Genomic DNA, 16,756 nt, shown 5'->3' with positions numbered 1-16,756 from the left:
CACGCCGGGGCGGCCCATGGCTGCTGCCGCACCCCGGCGCGGTCGGGCCGTCAGGGCCTCAGCGATCGAACACGCAGCAAATCATAAACACGCGGCTATCCGGAAGGGACTTCAAACATGGATATCGGCATCGGCGAACTCTCTCAGCTCACCGGCGTCAAAATTCCGACGATCCGCTACTACGAGCAGATTGGGTTGCTGCGCGAGCGCTTGCGGAGCAAGGGAAACCAGCGACGCTATGACCACGGCGCGGTCCATCGCCTTCTCTTCATCCGCCGCGCCCGCGATCTCGGCTTCAGCATCGAGGCGATCAAGGACCTGTTTCGACTTGCCGACGTCTCGTTCTCAAGTCCGGCCGAAGCGCTCCGCATCGCAAAGGAGCAACTCGCTGCGGTCGAGGAAAAAATCGCTCAACTGGAAACACTCGAAAAGATGATCCAGCTCGTTGCCGAAAGCGAGAATGACGGGGATCTGATCCCGCTCGATATTTTGCCCTTGAAAGACACCAGCCGCGATGGCGATGCTGAGGTGAAAACTTCAAGCAAAGGCCGCGAATCGATTCACTAGCCTCATCCCAAGGACCGACGACGTTGAGATACTATTCCCATGTGAAAAGGAGCCAGAGCTGCGTCGTGGTCGGTGCGGGACCGGCGGGCCTGATGCTCGGGCTCTTGCTGGCCCGCTCGGGCGTCGATGTTACGGTCATCGAAAAACATCAAGACTTTCTGCGCGATTTTCGCGGGGACACCATCCATCCATCGACCCTCGAAGCGATTCATGAGCTTGGCTTGCTCGATGAGCTTCTTTCTCTCCCCCATCAGAGAGCCTACCATCTCCACGCTGAGATCGCCGGCCGCAAGGCCACGATCGCCGATTTCTCCAGACTACCGACGCGCGCTAAGTTCATCGCCTTCATGCCGCAATGGGACTTCCTGAATTTTCTTGCGCGAAAGGCAGGCGAGTTTCCGCGCTTTCGGTTGATCATGTCCACTGAGGCAACTTCGCTCCGTTGGGACAATTGCCGGGTTGTCGGCCTGAATGCTCGCCAGGGCGAACGTGAACTCGCCATGGAAGCCGCTCTCGTCATCGGGGCGGACGGACGCAATTCGATCATCCGCAAGGCGGCTGGACTTGAGGTTCAGAGCTTCGGTATCGCTACCGACATTCTCTGGATGAAGATCTCCAAAAAAGCAGGCGATCCGCAGCAGGCAATGGGCCACGCCGGTCCGAGCCAAGGGCTGGTCTTGATCGATCGTGGCGTTTACTGGCAATGCGGTTATGTAATCACGAAGGGAACCGTTGATTCGCTGAAAGAGCAAGGGCTTGAGGCGCTTCGCGCCAGGATTGCCGACGTAGCACCATTGTCGGCGGATCGATTTGAAGAAATCCGTTCCTGGGATGACATCCATCTGCTCAGTGTTCGCATCGACCGTCTCAAGTCGTGGTGGAAACCCGGCGTGCTTTGCATTGGGGACGCGGCCCATGCCATGTCGCCCATTGGCGGGGTCGGTGTGAATCTCGCGATCCAGGACGCGATCGCCACCGCCAACACGCTGGCGGAGGCTCTTCGCGAGGGGCGGCTGCAAACGCGCATGCTCGAAGCCGTACAGCGCCGTCGCAACTTCCCGACCAAGGCAACCCAGAAACTGCAATTGATGATGCGCAGCCGGAAGCGTGCCGGTGAAGCGGGCAACACGCAAATTCGAAGACCTCCGCTTTTCATGCGCCTGATTGCCCAGTCACACCTACTGCCGCGGCTGACCGGCCGCCTCATTGGGATCGGCTTCCGACCGGAACATGTGCGCACGCGGCTCGTCGATTGGACGTGTTCATTGAGAGCCCCGGCTAGGTAGATGCTACGCGATGAAGCGCCGGGAAGCCATTGAGGGCGATACCCCGAAGTCTTTTACACGCGCCACCGGCTTCACTCGTCCGTTCGGCAATGGCCTTGTCGCTGGCTGGACTATTCCTTGAAGCCCATCCCGATCCTGACCACGCATTGTGCGACGGTCCAAGCCCCTTGTGTCTCGCTGCACTCCCCGCGTCCCTTTCGCAGGAGAAGGCCGTCGATGATCTGGTGAAGTCCTTCGACAGGTAGTGCGAACTTCGCGTTATCAAGAAGCGCCTTTTGCAGTGAATGAGACAATGGTGCGGGCGGTCGGACTCGAACCGACATATCCGTAAGGACGGCGGATTTTGAATCCGCTGCGTCTACCAATTCCGCCACGCCCGCACTTTGCCGCCGATCTTACTCTAGGTCTCGGCTCCTAGCCGACCCCTAGCGCCATTTCGACGGAAACCTCTCACTTCACTTCCATACCGCCAGTCCGTTGAAAACACGACGCTTTCACTTCACCGTGATTTTCTGTGGATTGGTAGACAAATCCCTTTTTGAGTCGAGCGCGTCTACCAGTTCCGCCAATGGGGCACGGCACTTGCAGCAACCGCGTTTACACGAAGCGCCTGCGGGCGGCAACCGGCAAAACGGCGGGCGGGTGCGATCACTTATGCGTGCGGTGCATTTACAAAGCCGGCCCACCTGATAGAACTCGGCGCCGTTTCGCCGGCATGTCCGCCGGTCTTTCTGGACGAGCCCGATGACCGTATCCCTTTCCCGCAAGACATCCGCAGGCCTCCTTTCGCTCGGCATGGCCGCGACCGTGGGCGGGGCGCTCGCCTTCGAGCATATCGGCGGCTATATTCCCTGCGCGCTCTGCCTTCTCCAGCGCGATCCCTATTACTACGGCATTCCGGTGGCCGTCGTGGCCCTGCTTTCCGCCCTCTTCGGCGGCCCGGCCTGGCTGACGCGGCTGCTGCTCGCCGTCGCGGGCATCATGATGCTCGTCGGTGCCGGCATGGGCGTTTATCATGCGGGCGTGGAATGGGGCTTCTGGGAGGGACCTGCGACCTGCGCCACCTCCGCGCAGGGCGTTACGCAGAATGCCGGTGACCTCCTCTCCGACCTCAATGCCAAGCACGGCCCGTCCTGCACGGAAGCGTCCTTCCGGCTCCTCGGCCTGTCGTTCGCCGGCTGGAACGTGATCGCAAGCCTGATCCTTGCCGCGATCGCCTTTTCGGGCGCGCGGTCGGCGAAAGCTTGATGCCCGCAACCTGATATCGGATGCATGCCGCAGGTGCGCGAAAGCGCTCCCGCGCGGCAGGCCTCAGGGTTGCAGTTCGACGTCCCAGTAGAGATAGTCCATCCAGCTTTCATGCAGATAGTTGGGTGGAAACAGTCGCCCGTTGTTGTGCAGATCCTGAACCGTGGGGTGGTAGGGCTTCTGATGCGGGTGCATGCCCGCCTGCTTCGGCAGCTTGCTGCCTTTTCTCAAATTGCACGGGGAGCAGGCCGCGACCACATTGTGCCACGTCGTCTCGCCGCCATGGGCGCGGGGGATGACATGGTCGAAGGTCAGGTCGTCCGGCGACCCGCAGTACTGGCATTCGAACTTGTCGCGCAGGAACACGTTGAACCGGGTGAAGGCCGGGTGGCGTGACGGCTGCACGTAGGTTTTCAGGCACACGACGCTCGGCAGGCGCATCGTGAAGCTGGGAGAGGAGACCGAATGTTCGTATTCGGCGATGATGTTTACGCGGTCAAGAAACACGGCCTTGATCGCGTCCTGCCAGGACCACAGCGACAAGGGATAATAACTCAGCGGCCTGTAGTCAGCATTCAATACAAGGGCTGGCAGGGCCTGTGGTGAAACAGAAATCGTCAAGGGCGTCTCCTCGCGCGATTCGGCATCTGCCTTTCTATATTAGGCCTGTTGTTACAGCATTGTGAAGCAAGAAAGAAAAAGCGAAAACAAGGTATTTTGAGGGCTCAGCCCTCCAGCACCGGCGCCACTTCGCGGCGCATTTCCCGCGCGTAATAGGCCCAGAAAAGCCGGGCCGAGACGCCGCGCCAGGGCGACCAGTTTTCCGCGATCCGGTCGAGCTCCTGCGGGCTCGGGCGGACGGCAAGGCCGAGCGCATGGGCGACGGCGTTCTGAAGGGCGATGTCGCCCGAGGGGAAGATATCCGGATGCCCGCCGCAGAAGAGCAGGTAGACATCCGCCGTCCAGCGGCCGATGCCCTTGATGGCGGTGAGCTTGCGCGTCGCGGCAACCGCCTCCATCGTGCAGACGGCGTCGAGATCGAGGTCGCCGCGGTCGACGGCCTCGGCTGCCCGGCGCAGGGTGTCCGCCTTGGCGCGCGACAGGCCGACGGCGCGGCAAGCCTCGTCGGAAAGGCCGAGCATGTGGTGGGGTGTGATGTCGCCGGCCGTCTCCTCCAGCCGCCGCCAGATCGCATCGGCGCTCGCCCGCGAGACCATCTGCGCCACGATAATGCCGGCAAGGCCGCGGTAGCCCGGCGCAAGCCGGCGCAGCGGCACCGGGCCTGCCTTGTCGATGACGGTGAAAAGGCGCGCGTCGAGCAGAGCGAGGTCGACGAGCCCCGCGGCGACATCCGCCTCCGTTCTGATCATGTGCAGTTGCATGGCTTCAAGCGGTCCTAAAGCATGTGTGCCGAAAGTGGGAACCGGTTTCGGGACAAAGACATGCGTAAAAACAAGGAGCTAAAGCGCAAGGAGCGAATCTGAAAGATCGCGACGCGCTTTAGCGCGGTGGTGGCGCGACACGCCTCTTCATGCCAGAAGACCTCATGCAAAGCCCTTTGTCAAAAAATCGCGTCTTCCGTTTCGCGCCGAGCCCCAACGGCCTGCTGCATCTCGGCCACGCATTGTCGGCGATCCTCAACCACGACCTTGCCGCGGCCTGCGGCGGGCGCTTCCTGCTGCGCATCGAGGATATCGATCCGGCGCGCTCGCGGCCTAAATTCGAGGCGGCGATTTATCGCGACCTCGCCTGGCTCGGGCTCGATTGGGAAAGGCCGGTGCGGCGCCAGTCGGAGCATCTCGTCTTCTACGCCGAGGCGCTGGAGCGGCTGAAGGCGATGGGCGTGCTCTATCCCGGCTTTCTCAGCCGGGGCGAGGTGAAGGCGCGCGTCGAGGCGCATGAGGCGGCGGGCGGTGTTTGGCCGCGCGATCCGGACGGCGCGCCGCTCTATCCGACGGAGGAGCGCGGTCTCGATCGGGCGCAGGCGCTCGCCCTCATCGCGGAAGGCCGGCAGCACGCCTGGCGGCTCGACATGGAGCGGGCCCGGGCGCTCGCGCCGGCGGCGCTGGACTGGTCGGAGAGCGGCGAGGGGCCGGAGGGCGAGACGGGGACGGTCGCGGCCCTTCCGGAGCGCTGGGGCGACGTCATCCTCTCGCGGCCGGATGCGCCGGCAAGCTACCACCTTGCCGTCGTGCTCGACGATGCGGCGCAGGGCGTCACCGACGTGGTGCGCGGACAGGATCTCTTCCATGCGACGGCCGTCCACCGTCTGCTGCAATGCCTGCTCGGCCTGCCCGCGCCGCGCTATACCCATCACGGGCTGGTGCCGGGCCCGGACGGGCGAAAACTCTCCAAGAGCAATCAGGATACGGGGATCGCGGCCTATCGCGACAAGGGCGTCTCACCGGCCGGCATTCGCGCCCTGCTCGCGGGCTATGGCTTCGTCCTCCATTGATTCCTCGTCGGCTTGCTGCGCTTTCCTGACGCCGCGGATGCGGTCGAGGATCAGGTGCTTGACGCGGTATTTCAGCAGCGCGGCGTTGATCTCTGCGCCCATGATGAAGATCGCCCCGATCATGTAGAGGAAGACCAGCGCGATCATGATCGAGGCGAGGCCCGCATAGGTCGATACATAGTTGGCGAAGGCGGTGAGGTAGGAAGCGAAGGCATAGGCGCCGACCGCCCAGAAGAGCAGCGTCAGCAGGATGCCGGGCAGCACGTCGGCGATCTTGCGCCGGCCGGCGGGAAGCCAGAGATGGGCGATCAGCAGGCCGATCAGCAGCACCAGCACGGTGCCGACGAGCCCCCAGCTTTCCACCCAGGAATAGACATAGGAAAGCCAGGGCAGCCAGTCGCCGGTGGCGCGCACCGCAAGGGGCGCGGCGACGAGTACGATGCTGATGACGGCAAGCGCCAGCACGCCCGCGATGACGAAGCCGAGGCTGGCAAGGCGCGTCATGTACCAGTAGCGCGTTTCGGCCACGCGATAGGCGCGGTTGAGGGAAATACGCAACGCCTCCACCCCATTGGAGGCGAAATAGGCGGCGGCGAGCACGGAGACGGTCAGCAGCCCGCCGCGCGGAATGGTCAGCACCGCGACGACCTCGCGGGAAATCGGCGCGGCGATCGATTCCGGCCAGGTATCGAAGATGAGGTGGACGGCGGTCTCGGCGAACTGGTCGGCGCCGAGGAAGGAGCCGAGCGCTGTGCCGAAGATCAGGAAGGGAAAGACGGCGAGCAGCGTGGAAAGCGCCACATGGCTCGCCATTGCCCAGCCATCGTCCTCGGAAAAATGCCAGATCGCATCGAAAATGACCTTGTAGGCGCAACGGATGGCGGTCGGCATCGGCGTATCCCAGTCCCTTGCGGCCGCACGGCCGCCTCTTTCATTGTCTCTCCGGTCATAACCCCTTACATCGGCTTTTGTTTAAAGGTTACGCGCGGATTTACCATTCGAAGGCCGCCTTGCGTTGCGCAAGCAACGCGGGGCCTGGCGGTGAATATGGGAAACCGGCGCGGATTTGTACAGGAAACCGCCATGTCTTCTGAGAATGCGTCCGTGCCGCCGAGCATCGTCGTCACGGGTTGTTCCTCCGGCATCGGCGCCCATTGCGCCCGCGCGCTGAAGGCCGAGGGCTGGCGCGTCTTCGCGACGGTGCGGCGGGAGGAGGACCTTGCGGGGCTCGCGGCGGACGGCATCGAGGCGCTGCTCATGGACTATACCAGGCCCGAAACCATCGCCGCCCTGGTGGAGACCGTGCTGGCGCGCACCGGCGGCCGGCTCGATGCGCTCTTCAACAACGGCGCCTATGGCCAGGCCGGCGCGGTGGAGGACCTCCCGGTCGAGGCGCTGCGCGCGCAGTTCGAGACGAATGTCTTCGGCTGGCACGACCTGACGCGGCGGGTGATCCCGGTGATGCGCCGGCAGGGGCACGGGCGCATCGTACAATGCTCGTCGATCCTCGGCATCGTGCCCTATCGCTGGCGCGGCGCCTACAATGCCTCGAAATTCGCGCTGGAGGGCCTGTCGCTGACGCTGCGCATGGAGCTTGCCGGCTCGGGCATCCATGTCAGCCTCATCGAGCCGGGCCCCATCGCCTCGCGCTTCACCGCCAATGCGCTCGTGCAGATCGAGAAGACCATCGATCTGGAGAATTCGGTACATGCGGAGGAATATTGCCGGCAGTTGCGGCGGCTGCGCGGGGAGGCGAAGCCGGCGCGCGGCAAGCTCGGACCGGAGGCAGTGCATGCGGTGCTGCGCCATGCGTTGACGGCAAGGTCGCCCCGTCCGCACTATGTCGTGACCGCGCCGGCGCGGCAGGGCGTCCTTCTCAAGAAGCTGCTGCCGGCGGCGCTCTTCTACCGTATCATCGGGCGGCTCGGCTGACGCGGCGCGGCGTCGCAGGCTTCACGCCGCAAAATGCGTGCACTTTGCGCGAAATGCCCTATTTGAATAGGGCTGACAGAAATCAAACCGGATCGTTGGCATGTCTTCCTTCCTCACCTTCCTGACCATGCTCGTCATGGGCCTCGTCGCCATCGTGCTCGTGCGCGGTCTCGTCAACATGGCCAGGGGCGGCAGCGGCAACACCTCGAACAAGCTGATGCAGGCGCGCGTGCTGCTGCAGGCCATCGCCATCATCCTCATCATGCTGACCTTGTGGATCACCGGCGGTGGGCGCGGCTGATGGTCAAGCTCAACAAGATCTATACCCGCACGGGCGACAACGGCACGACGGGCCTCGTCGTTGGCCCGCGCCGCAAGAAGCACGACCTGCGCGTGGAATCCTACGGCGAGGTGGACGAGGCCAATTCCGTTATCGGTCTCGCCCGCCAGCATCTTGCCGATTTCCCGGCGCTCGACCGGATGCTGATGCGCGTCCAGAACGACCTCTTCGACCTCGGCGCGGATCTTGCCACCCCCGAGACCGGCAGGAAGCTCGACTACGAGCCGCTGCGCATCGCGCAGGCGCAGGTGGACCGGCTGGAAAAGGAGATCGATGCGCTCAACGCCGATCTCGAGCCGCTGCGCTCCTTCGTGCTGCCGGGCGGCACGCCCGCGGCGGCGGCGCTGCATCTTGCGCGCACCGTCGCGCGCCGGGCCGAGCGCCGCATCGTCGCGCTGCAGGACAGCGAAGGCGAGACCGTGTCGGCGGCGGCGGTCGCCTATATCAACCGGCTTTCCGATTTCCTCTTCGTCGCGGCGCGCTGGGTGAACGACAAGGGGCGTGCGGACATATTGTGGGTGCCGGGGCAGAACAGGTAAGCTCTCCGGCAAGGTCCTGCGAGCGCATCGGAAATCGCGCAAGGGGCCGCGGGCCGGAAGGGGATCCATGTTCATACCGCTGCATGACGCGAACGCCCTGAAATACATCAAGGTGCAATATGTCACGATCGGCCTGATCGTGGCGAATGTCGCCGTCTGGCTGGTGACGGGCCTTGCCTCCACGCAGGCCTTTTCCGATGCCGCGGTGGTGGGGCTCGGCTATATTCCTGCGGTCGTCTTCGACTTCGCCGATCTGGAGCCGGGGCTCGTCCTGGTGCCGGAGGATGCGACCTACATCACCTATGCCTTCCTGCATGGCGACTTCATGCATCTCGCCTCGAACATGCTGTTCCTCTGGGTGTTCGGCGACAATGTCGAGGATGCGCTGGGGCATTTCCGCTTCCTCGTCTTCTACCTTCTCTGCGCGGCGGCGGGCGCCTTGGTGCACGGGCTGGTGCAACCGGATTCGGAAGCGCCGCTGATTGGCGCGTCGGGGGCGATCTCGGGCGTGGTCGCGGCCTATTTCCTGCTGCATCCGAAGGTGCGGGTCTGGGTTCTGGTGTTTTTCCGCATCCCGCTGCCGCTGCCGGCGGTCATCCCGCTTGCCTTCTGGATCGCCCAGCAATTCTACATGCTGCTGGCCGACGGCGACAGCGGCGTCTCCTGGGGCGCGCATGTCGGCGGCATCCTGGCGGGGGCGGTTCTCGTGCTCGTCCTGCGCCGGCGCGGCGTGCCGCTGTTCGACCGGACCATCGTGACGCCGAAGGCCGTCAGGCATGTGGAAGCGGGGCCGGTTCCCGCCGAGGCGGTGCCGGACCCCACCCCGGTGCCGCCGCGCCATTGGGGTCGATGATGGCGGCATACGGCGAAAATTGACGTGAACGTAAAGGTAATTTATAAGCCTTCCGTTTTCACCTGGGAGGGCGGATGATGCATTGTAATTGGGGAAAAAACGCGTATCGATGTCGCCAACCGGCAATCAGGTCGCCTCTGAAAGGCGCATTTTCCCTCGCGGGCATTTGAAGGAAGGAAGCCATGAAGATCCTGGTCCCAGTCAAGCGTGTTGTTGACTACAACGTAAAGATCCGTGTGAAGTCTGATGGCTCGGGTGTCGAGCTTGCCAATGTGAAGATGTCGATGAACCCGTTCGACGAGATTTCGGTCGAGGAGGCGCTGCGTCTGAAGGAGGCGGGCAAGGCCGAGGAAGTGGTGGTGGTGTCGATCGGCCCTGCCAAGGCCGAAGAGACGCTGCGCACCGCGCTCGCCATGGGCGCCGACCGCGCCGTGCTGGTCGAGACGGACGACGCCGTCGAACCGCTTGCCGTCGCCAAGATCCTCAAGGGTGTTGCCGAGGCAGAACAGCCCGGCCTCGTCATCGTCGGCAAGCAGGCGATCGACGACGACTCGAACCAGACCGGCCAGATGCTCTCGGCCCTGCTCGGCTGGGCGCAGGCCACCTTCGCCTCCAAGGTCGAGATCGGTTCCGGCTCGGCCCAGGTCACGCGCGAAGTCGACGGCGGTCTGCAGACCATCGAGGTCAAGCTTCCGGCAGTGGTCACCACCGACCTTCGCCTCAACGAGCCGCGTTATGCCTCGCTGCCGAATATCATGAAGGCGAAGAAGAAGCCGCTCGACAAGAAGGCCCCGGCCGACTTCGGCGTCGATACGAGCCCGCGCCTGAAGGTGCTGAAGACCGAGGAGCCGTCGGGCCGCAAGGCGGGCGTCAAGGTCAAGTCGGTTGCCGAGCTGGTCGAAAAGCTCAAGACCGAAGCCGGCGTGCTTTGATCGGCGAGATTTGAGGAGATTACGAACATGGCCATTCTTCTTCTGGCAGACCACGACAACGCCACCCTTTCCGACCAGACCGCCAAGGCGCTGACGGCAGCGAGCAAGATCGGCTCCGACGTGCATGTGCTCGTCGCCGGCTCGGGCGCTAAGGCTGCGGCCGATGCAGCCGCAAAGCTCTCGGGCGTCTCCAAGGTCCTGCTCGCCGACGACGCCAGCCTCGGCAACAATCTCGCAGAACCGCTGGCCGCGCTCATCGTGTCGCTCGCCGGCAATTACGATGCCATTGTCTCGGCTGCCACCTCGGTCGGCAAGAACGTGCTGCCGCGCGTTGCCGCCCTGCTCGATGTCGCGCAGGTCTCGGAGATCGTCGAGGTCGTGTCGGCCGACACGTTCAAGCGTCCGATCTATGCGGGCAATGCCATCCAGACGGTTCAGTCCACCGATGCGAAGAAGGTGATCACCGTACGCACGGCGTCCTTCGCCGCAGCCGGCGAAGGCGGAAGCGCAGCCATCGAGGCCATCTCCGCTGCAGCGAACCCGGGCCTGTCCACCCACGTCAAGGATGCGCTGTCGTCGTCCGACCGTCCGGAGCTGACGTCGGCGAAGATCATCATCTCGGGCGGTCGTGCGCTCGGCTCGTCTGAAAAATTCCAGGAAGTGATCCTTCCGGTCGCCGACAAGCTCGGCGCCGCCGTCGGTGCTTCCCGTGCGGCCGTCGATGCCGGCTATGCGCCGAACGACTGGCAGGTCGGGCAGACGGGCAAGGTGGTCGCCCCGCAGCTCTACATCGCCTGCGGCATCTCGGGCGCCATCCAGCATCTCGCCGGCATGAAGGACAGCAAGGTCATCGTCGCCATCAACAAGGACGAGGAGGCGCCGATCTTCCAGGTCGCAGACTACGGCCTCGTCGGAGACCTCTTCGAAATCCTCCCGGAGCTCGAGAAGGCGCTCTGAGCCGGTTTCATGCCTCTTTTTGCGACGATGATTTCACTGGAAAAATGCGTCGCAGGGCTTTATCACTTCACCGGGCCGGCTCGACCGGCCCGGTATTTTTTTGCCTGCGCCGAGGGCGCGGAATGAAGTGACGGGGCGATTGGCGCTATGATCAAGAACGTCGGTATTGTGGGTGCGGGCCAGATGGGGTGCGGGATCGCGCATGTTTCTGCGCTAGCCGGCTACAAGGTCCATATCTACGACCTGTCGCCCGAGCGTATCGAGACAGGGCTTGCCACGATCAACGGCAACCTCGCCCGCCAGGTCTCCTCCGGCAAGATGAGCGACGAGGACCGCAAGAAGGCGCTCGCGCTGATCAAGGGCTCCTCGGACATCAACGACCTTTCCGACGCCGATCTCGTCATCGAGGCGGCGACGGAGGACGAGACCGTCAAGCGCAAGATCTATGGTCTGGTCTGTTCCGTGCTGAAGCCGGAGGCGATCCTCGCCACCAATACGTCCTCGCTGTCGATCACCCGCCTCGCCTCGGCCACCGACCGGCCGGAGCGCTTCATGGGCATCCACTTCATGAACCCGGTGCCGGTGATGAAGCTGGTGGAGCTCGTGCGCGGCATCGCGACTGAGGAAGGCACCTTTGCCGCCGCCAAGGAATTCGTCACCAAGCTCGACAAGACGATCACGGTTGCGGAGGATTTCCCGGCCTTCATCGTCAACCGCATCCTGCTGCCGATGATCAACGAGGCGATCTACACGCTCTATGAGGGCGTCGGCTCGGTGGAGGCCATCGACACGGCCATGAAGCTCGGCGCAAACCATCCGATGGGGCCGCTCCAGCTTGCCGATTTCATCGGCCTCGATACCTGCCTTTCGATCATGCAGGTGCTGCATGACGGGCTCGCCGATTCCAAGTATCGCCCGTGCCCGCTGCTGGTGAAATATGTCGAGGCCGGCTGGCTCGGCCGCAAGTCCGGCCGCGGCTTCTACGACTATCGCGGCGAGGTTCCGGTCCCGACCCGCTGACGGGCGGAGAATCCGCGAACCTTCCCTTTCAGGGAAAAATGTTCCGCCTGTCGCCGCGTGCGCGACAGGCCCGTGCCTCGGAGACCGCCCGGCCGCTCGTTATTGTCTGCCCCATTCTCTCGCATCGGGGTTTTTCAGATGAAACGTTTGCTCCTTCTCGGCGTGGCCCTTCTCGGCCTTGCCGCTCCGCTCTCCGCCAACGCCGCCGACAAGCTGCTCAACGCCTCCTATGACGTGGCGCGCGAGCTTTTCGCCGCCGAGAACGAGGCCTTCGTGAAGGCGCATCCGGGCGTCACCATCGACCAGTCGCATGGCGGCACCTCCAAGCAGGCGCGCGCCATCGTCGAAGGCCTCGAGGCCGACGTCGTGACCTTCAACCAGGTGACGGATATCGACTTCCTCGTGAAGAACGGCTTCGTCGCCGAAGGCTGGCAGAAGGCGTTCCCGAACAACGCCTCGCCCTTCTATTCCTTCCCGTCCTTCCTCGTGCGTGCCGGCAATCCGAAGAACATCAAGGACTGGTCCGACCTTGCCCGCGATGACGTGAAGGTCATCTTCCCGAACCCGAAAACCTCGGGCAATGCGCGCTACACCTATCTTGCCGCCACGGCCTATGCCAAGGAAGCCTTCAAGGACGACCCGGCGAAGGTCGAGGAATTCGTCAAGAAGATCTTCGACAACGTGCCGGTCTTCGACACGGGTGGTCGCGCGGCGACGACGACCTTCGTCGAGCGCGAGATCGGCGACGTCATCATCACCTTCGAGGCCGAGACCAAGTCGATCGCCAAGCAGTATGGCGAGGACAAGTTCGAAAGTGTCGTGCCTTCCGTCTCGCTGCTCGCCGAATTCCCGGTCGCGGTGGTCGACAAGGTGGCCGACGCCCATGGCAGCCGGGATCTGGCCAAGTCCTATCTCGACTTCCTCTATGCGCCGGAAGGCCAGAAGATCGCCGCTGAATTCGGCCACCGCGTCCATGACGAAAAGGTTGCCGCCGAGTTCAAGGACCAGTTCCCGGACATCCGCCTCGTCAATGTCGACGACGTCTTCGGCGGCTGGGACAAGGTCTCCAAGGAGCATTTCTCCGAAGGCGGCACGCTGGATAAGATCTACGGCAGCCGCTGATCCACTCCCCTTCGTCCTTCAAGGCAGCCGGCGGGCGCAAAACCCGCCGGTTGTGGTATGAGAAAGGAACGTCCGTTTGAAACGGCGTGTACTGCCCGGATTGCCGCTCGCGCTCGGCATCACCCTTGTCTATGTGGCCATCATCGTGGTGCTGCCGCTGGCGGCGCTCGTCTTCAAGGCGGCAAGCCTTGGGCCTGCGGATTACTGGCGCATCGTCTCCTCCGACCGCGCCCTTGCGAGCTACCGCGTGACGGTGCTCTGCGCGCTGGCGGCGACGGTCTTCAATCTCCTCTTCGGCATGGCGCTCGCCTGGGTGCTGGTGCGCTACCGCTTTCCCGGCCGCCGGCTGGTCGATGCGCTGGTGGACCTGCCCTTCGCGCTGCCGACGGCGGTCGCGGGCATCGCGCTCACCACGCTTTTTGCCACCAACGGCTGGTTCGGCGGCCCGCTTTCCCATCTCGGCATCAAGGTCGCCTATACGCCGCTCGGCATCATCGTCGCCATGAGCTTCACCAGCATTCCCTTCATCGTGCGCACGGTGCAGCCGGTGCTGGAGGAGCTCGATCCGGCGCTGGAGGAGGCGGGGCAGACGCTCGGCGCGAGCGATCTTTCCATCTTCGCCAAGGTCATCCTGCCGCTTCTGGCGCCGGCGCTGCTGGCGGGCGTCTCGCTTTCCTTCGCGCGCAGCCTCGGCGAGTTCGGGGCGATCATCTTCATCGCCGGCAACCAGCCCTTCTCGACTGAGATCACGGCGCTGCTCGCCTTCATCCGGCTGGAGGAATACGACTATCCGGCCTCCGCCGCCATCGCCTCCGTCATGCTGCTGACGGCCTTCGTCATGCTGGCGATCACCAATCTCATGCAGGCCCGCGCCCTGCGCTACACGGTGAGGGGCTGACATGACGCATCACGCAAAGGGCAAGCCGCCGCGCGTCGGCGACAATCCCCTCTTTCGCCGTATCCTGCTGACGGTGGTTCTCCTGCTTGTGGCGCTGATGATCATCGCGCCGCTCGTCGTCATCGCCGTCGAGGCCTTTTCGCGCGGGATCGGCTATTTTGCGAAATCCATCGCCGATCCCGACACGCGGCACGCCATCCTGCTGACGGTGGTCACGGCGCTCATCGCCGTGCCGATCAACACGGCCTTCGGCGTCGCGGCGGCTTGGGCCATCACCAAGCATGATTTCCCCGGCAAGCGGTTGCTCACCGTCGTCATCGAGATTCCCTTCTCGGTCTCGCCCATCGTCGCGGGCGTCTCCTATCTCTTCGTCTTCGGCCTGCAGGGTCTCTTCGGCCATGCGCTGGAGGCGGCGGGGATCAAGATTCTCTTCGCGCTGCCCGGCATCGTGCTTGCCAGCATGTTCGTGACCGCGCCCTTCGTGGCGCGCGAGCTGATCCCGCTGATGCAGGCGCAGGGCCGCGATCTCGAAGAGGCGGCGACGTCGCTCGGGGCGAGCGGCTGGCGGACCTTCCTCTCGGTCACGCTGCCCAATATCAAATGGGCGATGCTCTATGGCGTGGTGCTCTGCAATTCGCGTGTCATGGGCGAGTTCGGCGCCGTCTCGGTCGTCTCGGGCAATATCCGCGGCCAGACCAATACGCTGCCGCTCCATATCGAGCTGCTCTATCACGACTATAACGCGGCCGGCTCCTTTGCCGCCGCATCCATCCTTGCTGGTCTCGCCATCGTCACGCTCCTTGCCAAGGTGGCGCTGGAGCGGCAGGGCGCGGGCCGCGTGCAGCGCCCCGCCGCCCTTGTGGGGGCCGACAGCATCACTCCGGAGGTCAAGCCTTGAAGATCCGTCTCGATAATGTGGTCAAGGAGTTCGAGACCTTCCGCGCCGTGCACGGCGTCTCGCTCGATATCGAAAGCGGCGAGCTGGTCGCGCTGCTCGGCCCCTCGGGCTCCGGTAAGACGACGATCCTGCGCATGGTGGCGGGCCTCGAATATGCCGATGCCGGGGCGATCTATTTCGGTGAGGAGAACGCGACGGACATTCCGGTGCGCGAGCGCGGCGTCGGCTTCGTCTTCCAGCATTACGCGCTCTTCCCGCACATGACGGTCGGCGAGAACATCGCCTTCGGCATGAAGGTTTCCAGGGTGAAGCGCACGCCGCAGGCGATCGAGGCGCGCGTGAAGGAATTGCTCGACCTCGTGCAGCTTGGCGGGCTGAAGGACCGCTTCCCTGGCCAGATCTCCGGCGGCCAGCGCCAGCGCGTGGCGCTTGCCCGGGCGCTCGCCGTCGATCCGCGCGTGCTGCTGCTCGACGAGCCCTTCGGCGCGCTCGACGCCAATGTGCGGCGGGACCTGCGCCGCTGGCTGCGCAAGATCCACGACGAGCTCGGCATCACCACGCTCTTCGTGACGCACGACCAGGAAGAGGCGCTCGACCTTGCCGACCGCGTCGTCATCCTCAACAAGGGGCGGATCGTGCAGGAGGGCACGCCCGAGGCTGTCTGCCGCAACCCGGCCGATGCCTTCGTGATGAATTTTCTGGGCGATGCCAACCGGCTCGACGCGGATATCCGCGGCGGCAGGGCCTATGTCGAGGACGTCGCCTTCGAGGCCGAGGGCGTCGCCGATGGCGGCGGGCAGATCCTGTTCCGCCCGGCCGACGTCACCTGGCGCGAGGACGGCGAGGGGATCGCCGCGAAGATCGTCCGCGTCATCGACCGGCCGGATTCGCGGCGCGTGCTGGCGATGACCGGCAGCGGACAAGCGGTGGAATTCGATACCGCGCCGGAATTTCCGCACCGCAAGGGCGAGGCGGGCTTTATCGAGATCCGCCGGCCGCGGATCTACGCGGCGGCATGATATCTCAGATCTTCGGCGCGGCCAGCGCGGCGTTGATCAGTGCCTTGGCGTCCTCGCCGTCCCAGGCGGCGGGGCCGTTTATGGCGGAGATCAGGCAGCCCTTGTCGTCCATCAGCAGCGTGACGGGCAGGCCGAAGGCCAGGCCCTCCTTCTTCAACGTGTTGAAGACGCCCATGGAGGCGTCGCGGTAATAGCCGAGGTCGTGGACCTTCGTCTCGTCGAGGAAGGTCTTTGGCTTTTCGTCGTCGCCGGTATCGATGTTGATCGCCACGACCTCGAATTTGTCGCTGCCGAGGTTCTTCTGCAGCGCATTGAGCGCCGGCATTTCCTCGCGGCAGGGCACGCACCAGGTTGCCCAGAGATTGACCAGCAGCGTCTTGCCGGCAAAGTCGGCAATGGTCTTCTTCTTGCCGTCCGGGCCGTCGAAGACGAGGTCGGGGAGGGGGCGGTGCTCGTCGACCGTGCGCATGGCGGCGACCTGACCCTTGGAGAAGGGCGTGATCGCGGCGGCCTTTTCGGCGGCGAGCGGGCAGGCGGCGGAACCGGCGGACGCGACCGCGCCATTGCCAGACAGGCTTTCCTTCACGTATATCGCTGCACCACCGGCAAGAAGTCCGGCGAGCCCGGCAATGGCGATCAGCTTTCCTGCCGGCAGGCCGAGTTTCTTCTTCACTGACATTTCATTCTCCA

Annotated in this window: 20 protein-coding genes and 1 tRNA gene; 16 read left to right on the top strand and 5 right to left on the bottom strand. The window is 64.1% G+C overall.

What is annotated here, in order from left to right; all coding sequences use genetic code 11:
- The first annotated feature begins 117 nt into the window (after nt 1–117).
- The 3 genes from ShzoTeo12_RS14035 to ShzoTeo12_RS28250 all read left to right on the top strand — a co-directional run bounded on the left by ShzoTeo12_RS14035 (nt 118) and on the right by ShzoTeo12_RS28250 (nt 2,098).
- A complete protein-coding gene (locus ShzoTeo12_RS14035) occupies nt 118–567 on the top strand; it encodes a MerR family transcriptional regulator (RefSeq protein WP_003500212.1) in 450 nt (149 codons plus the stop codon).
- Nucleotides 568–659: 92 nt separating this feature from the next.
- The gene (locus tag ShzoTeo12_RS14030) at nt 660–1,853 is read left to right on the top strand and encodes an FAD-dependent oxidoreductase (protein ID WP_080692126.1); all 1,194 of its coding nucleotides are present in this window, start codon (nt 660–662) and stop codon (nt 1,851–1,853) included.
- Between the two features lie 89 nt (nt 1,854–1,942).
- The gene (locus ShzoTeo12_RS28250) at nt 1,943–2,098 is read left to right on the top strand and encodes a 2-dehydro-3-deoxyphosphooctonate aldolase (RefSeq protein WP_080600489.1); all 156 of its coding nucleotides are present in this window, start codon (nt 1,943–1,945) and stop codon (nt 2,096–2,098) included.
- Between the two features lie 48 nt (nt 2,099–2,146).
- Here the strand turns inward: ShzoTeo12_RS28250 and ShzoTeo12_RS14025 are convergent.
- Nucleotides 2,147–2,233 (bottom strand) — tRNA-Leu (locus tag ShzoTeo12_RS14025).
- Between the two features lie 364 nt (nt 2,234–2,597).
- Between ShzoTeo12_RS14025 and ShzoTeo12_RS14020 the strand changes: the two genes are divergently transcribed.
- On the top strand, nt 2,598–3,101 hold the full coding sequence (locus ShzoTeo12_RS14020) for a disulfide bond formation protein B (RefSeq protein ID WP_318910130.1): 504 nt from the start codon (nt 2,598–2,600) through the stop codon (nt 3,099–3,101).
- Between the two features lie 63 nt (nt 3,102–3,164).
- Here the strand turns inward: ShzoTeo12_RS14020 and ShzoTeo12_RS14015 are convergent, their stop codons facing one another.
- Both ShzoTeo12_RS14015 and ShzoTeo12_RS14010 read right to left on the bottom strand, forming a co-directional pair.
- Complete coding sequence (locus tag ShzoTeo12_RS14015; RefSeq protein ID WP_119258937.1) at nt 3,165–3,722, bottom strand: HNH endonuclease; 558 nt, start codon at nt 3,720–3,722, stop codon at nt 3,165–3,167.
- A 104-nt stretch (nt 3,723–3,826) separates the two neighbouring features.
- Nucleotides 3,827–4,477, bottom strand: coding sequence for a DNA-3-methyladenine glycosylase (locus ShzoTeo12_RS14010; protein WP_318912459.1), 651 nt, complete (start codon nt 4,475–4,477; stop codon nt 3,827–3,829).
- A gap of 155 nt (nt 4,478–4,632) precedes the next feature.
- Here ShzoTeo12_RS14010 and gluQRS point away from each other — a divergent pair, with 155 nt between their 5' ends.
- Nucleotides 4,633–5,556, top strand: coding sequence for a tRNA glutamyl-Q(34) synthetase GluQRS (gene gluQRS / locus ShzoTeo12_RS14005; protein WP_318910129.1), 924 nt, complete (start codon nt 4,633–4,635; stop codon nt 5,554–5,556).
- Here the strand turns inward: gluQRS and ShzoTeo12_RS14000 are convergent.
- The gene (locus tag ShzoTeo12_RS14000; protein ID WP_318910128.1) at nt 5,503–6,447 is read right to left on the bottom strand and encodes a YihY/virulence factor BrkB family protein; all 945 of its coding nucleotides are present in this window, start codon (nt 6,445–6,447) and stop codon (nt 5,503–5,505) included. The two genes, gluQRS and ShzoTeo12_RS14000, sit on opposite strands and share 54 nt — an antisense overlap.
- A 192-nt stretch (nt 6,448–6,639) precedes the next feature.
- Between ShzoTeo12_RS14000 and ShzoTeo12_RS13995 the strand changes: the two genes are divergently transcribed.
- The 11 genes from ShzoTeo12_RS13995 (at nt 6,640) to ShzoTeo12_RS13945 (ending at nt 16,066) form a co-directional block, all read left to right on the top strand.
- A complete protein-coding gene (locus tag ShzoTeo12_RS13995) occupies nt 6,640–7,488 on the top strand; it encodes an SDR family oxidoreductase (protein WP_318910127.1) in 849 nt (282 codons plus the stop codon).
- 100 nt (nt 7,489–7,588) lie between these two features.
- On the top strand, nt 7,589–7,789 hold the full coding sequence (locus ShzoTeo12_RS13990; protein WP_119258934.1) for a twin transmembrane helix small protein: 201 nt from the start codon (nt 7,589–7,591) through the stop codon (nt 7,787–7,789).
- Nucleotides 7,789–8,367 (top strand): cob(I)yrinic acid a,c-diamide adenosyltransferase, encoded by a 579-nt coding sequence (locus ShzoTeo12_RS13985; RefSeq protein WP_119258933.1) that lies wholly within the window; start codon nt 7,789–7,791, stop codon nt 8,365–8,367. The genes ShzoTeo12_RS13990 and ShzoTeo12_RS13985 overlap by 1 nt, the downstream gene beginning before the upstream one ends.
- A gap of 67 nt (nt 8,368–8,434) precedes the next feature.
- Entirely contained in the window at nt 8,435–9,220 is a 786-nt protein-coding gene (locus ShzoTeo12_RS13980; RefSeq protein WP_318910126.1) for a rhomboid family intramembrane serine protease, read from the top strand.
- A 182-nt stretch (nt 9,221–9,402) separates the two neighbouring features.
- Nucleotides 9,403–10,152, top strand: a complete 750-nt coding sequence (locus tag ShzoTeo12_RS13975; protein ID WP_318910125.1) for an electron transfer flavoprotein subunit beta/FixA family protein — start codon at nt 9,403–9,405, stop codon at nt 10,150–10,152.
- Between the two features lie 27 nt (nt 10,153–10,179).
- Nucleotides 10,180–11,109: an electron transfer flavoprotein subunit alpha/FixB family protein gene (locus tag ShzoTeo12_RS13970; protein ID WP_318910124.1), complete on the top strand. Its 930-nt coding sequence runs from the start codon at nt 10,180–10,182 to the stop codon at nt 11,107–11,109.
- A gap of 147 nt (nt 11,110–11,256) precedes the next feature.
- The gene (locus ShzoTeo12_RS13965; RefSeq protein WP_119259049.1) at nt 11,257–12,129 is read left to right on the top strand and encodes a 3-hydroxybutyryl-CoA dehydrogenase; all 873 of its coding nucleotides are present in this window, start codon (nt 11,257–11,259) and stop codon (nt 12,127–12,129) included.
- Between the two features lie 138 nt (nt 12,130–12,267).
- Complete coding sequence (locus tag ShzoTeo12_RS13960) at nt 12,268–13,251, top strand: sulfate ABC transporter substrate-binding protein (RefSeq protein ID WP_119259050.1); 984 nt, start codon at nt 12,268–12,270, stop codon at nt 13,249–13,251.
- 76 nt (nt 13,252–13,327) lie between these two features.
- Nucleotides 13,328–14,149, top strand: coding sequence for a sulfate ABC transporter permease subunit CysT (cysT, locus tag ShzoTeo12_RS13955; RefSeq protein ID WP_119259051.1), 822 nt, complete (start codon nt 13,328–13,330; stop codon nt 14,147–14,149).
- Nucleotide 14,150: 1 nt separating this feature from the next.
- The gene (gene cysW / locus ShzoTeo12_RS13950) at nt 14,151–15,047 is read left to right on the top strand and encodes a sulfate ABC transporter permease subunit CysW (RefSeq protein WP_318910123.1); all 897 of its coding nucleotides are present in this window, start codon (nt 14,151–14,153) and stop codon (nt 15,045–15,047) included.
- Nucleotides 15,044–16,066: a sulfate/molybdate ABC transporter ATP-binding protein gene (locus tag ShzoTeo12_RS13945; RefSeq protein WP_318910122.1), complete on the top strand. Its 1,023-nt coding sequence runs from the start codon at nt 15,044–15,046 to the stop codon at nt 16,064–16,066. Before cysW ends, ShzoTeo12_RS13945 begins: the two co-directional genes overlap by 4 nt.
- 4 nt (nt 16,067–16,070) lie before the next feature.
- Here the strand turns inward: ShzoTeo12_RS13945 and tlpA are convergent, their stop codons facing one another.
- The gene (gene tlpA / locus ShzoTeo12_RS13940) at nt 16,071–16,745 is read right to left on the bottom strand and encodes a thiol:disulfide interchange protein TlpA (RefSeq protein WP_318910121.1); all 675 of its coding nucleotides are present in this window, start codon (nt 16,743–16,745) and stop codon (nt 16,071–16,073) included.
- Nucleotides 16,746–16,756 lie beyond the last annotated feature (11 nt).

Origin of the sequence: Shinella zoogloeoides, assembly GCF_033705735.1 — a bacterium.
GTDB lineage: Bacteria > Pseudomonadota > Alphaproteobacteria > Rhizobiales > Rhizobiaceae > Shinella > Shinella zoogloeoides_A.
The sequence above is the reverse complement of the archived record's forward strand: the minus strand, read 5'-3'. Positions and strand labels throughout refer to the sequence as shown.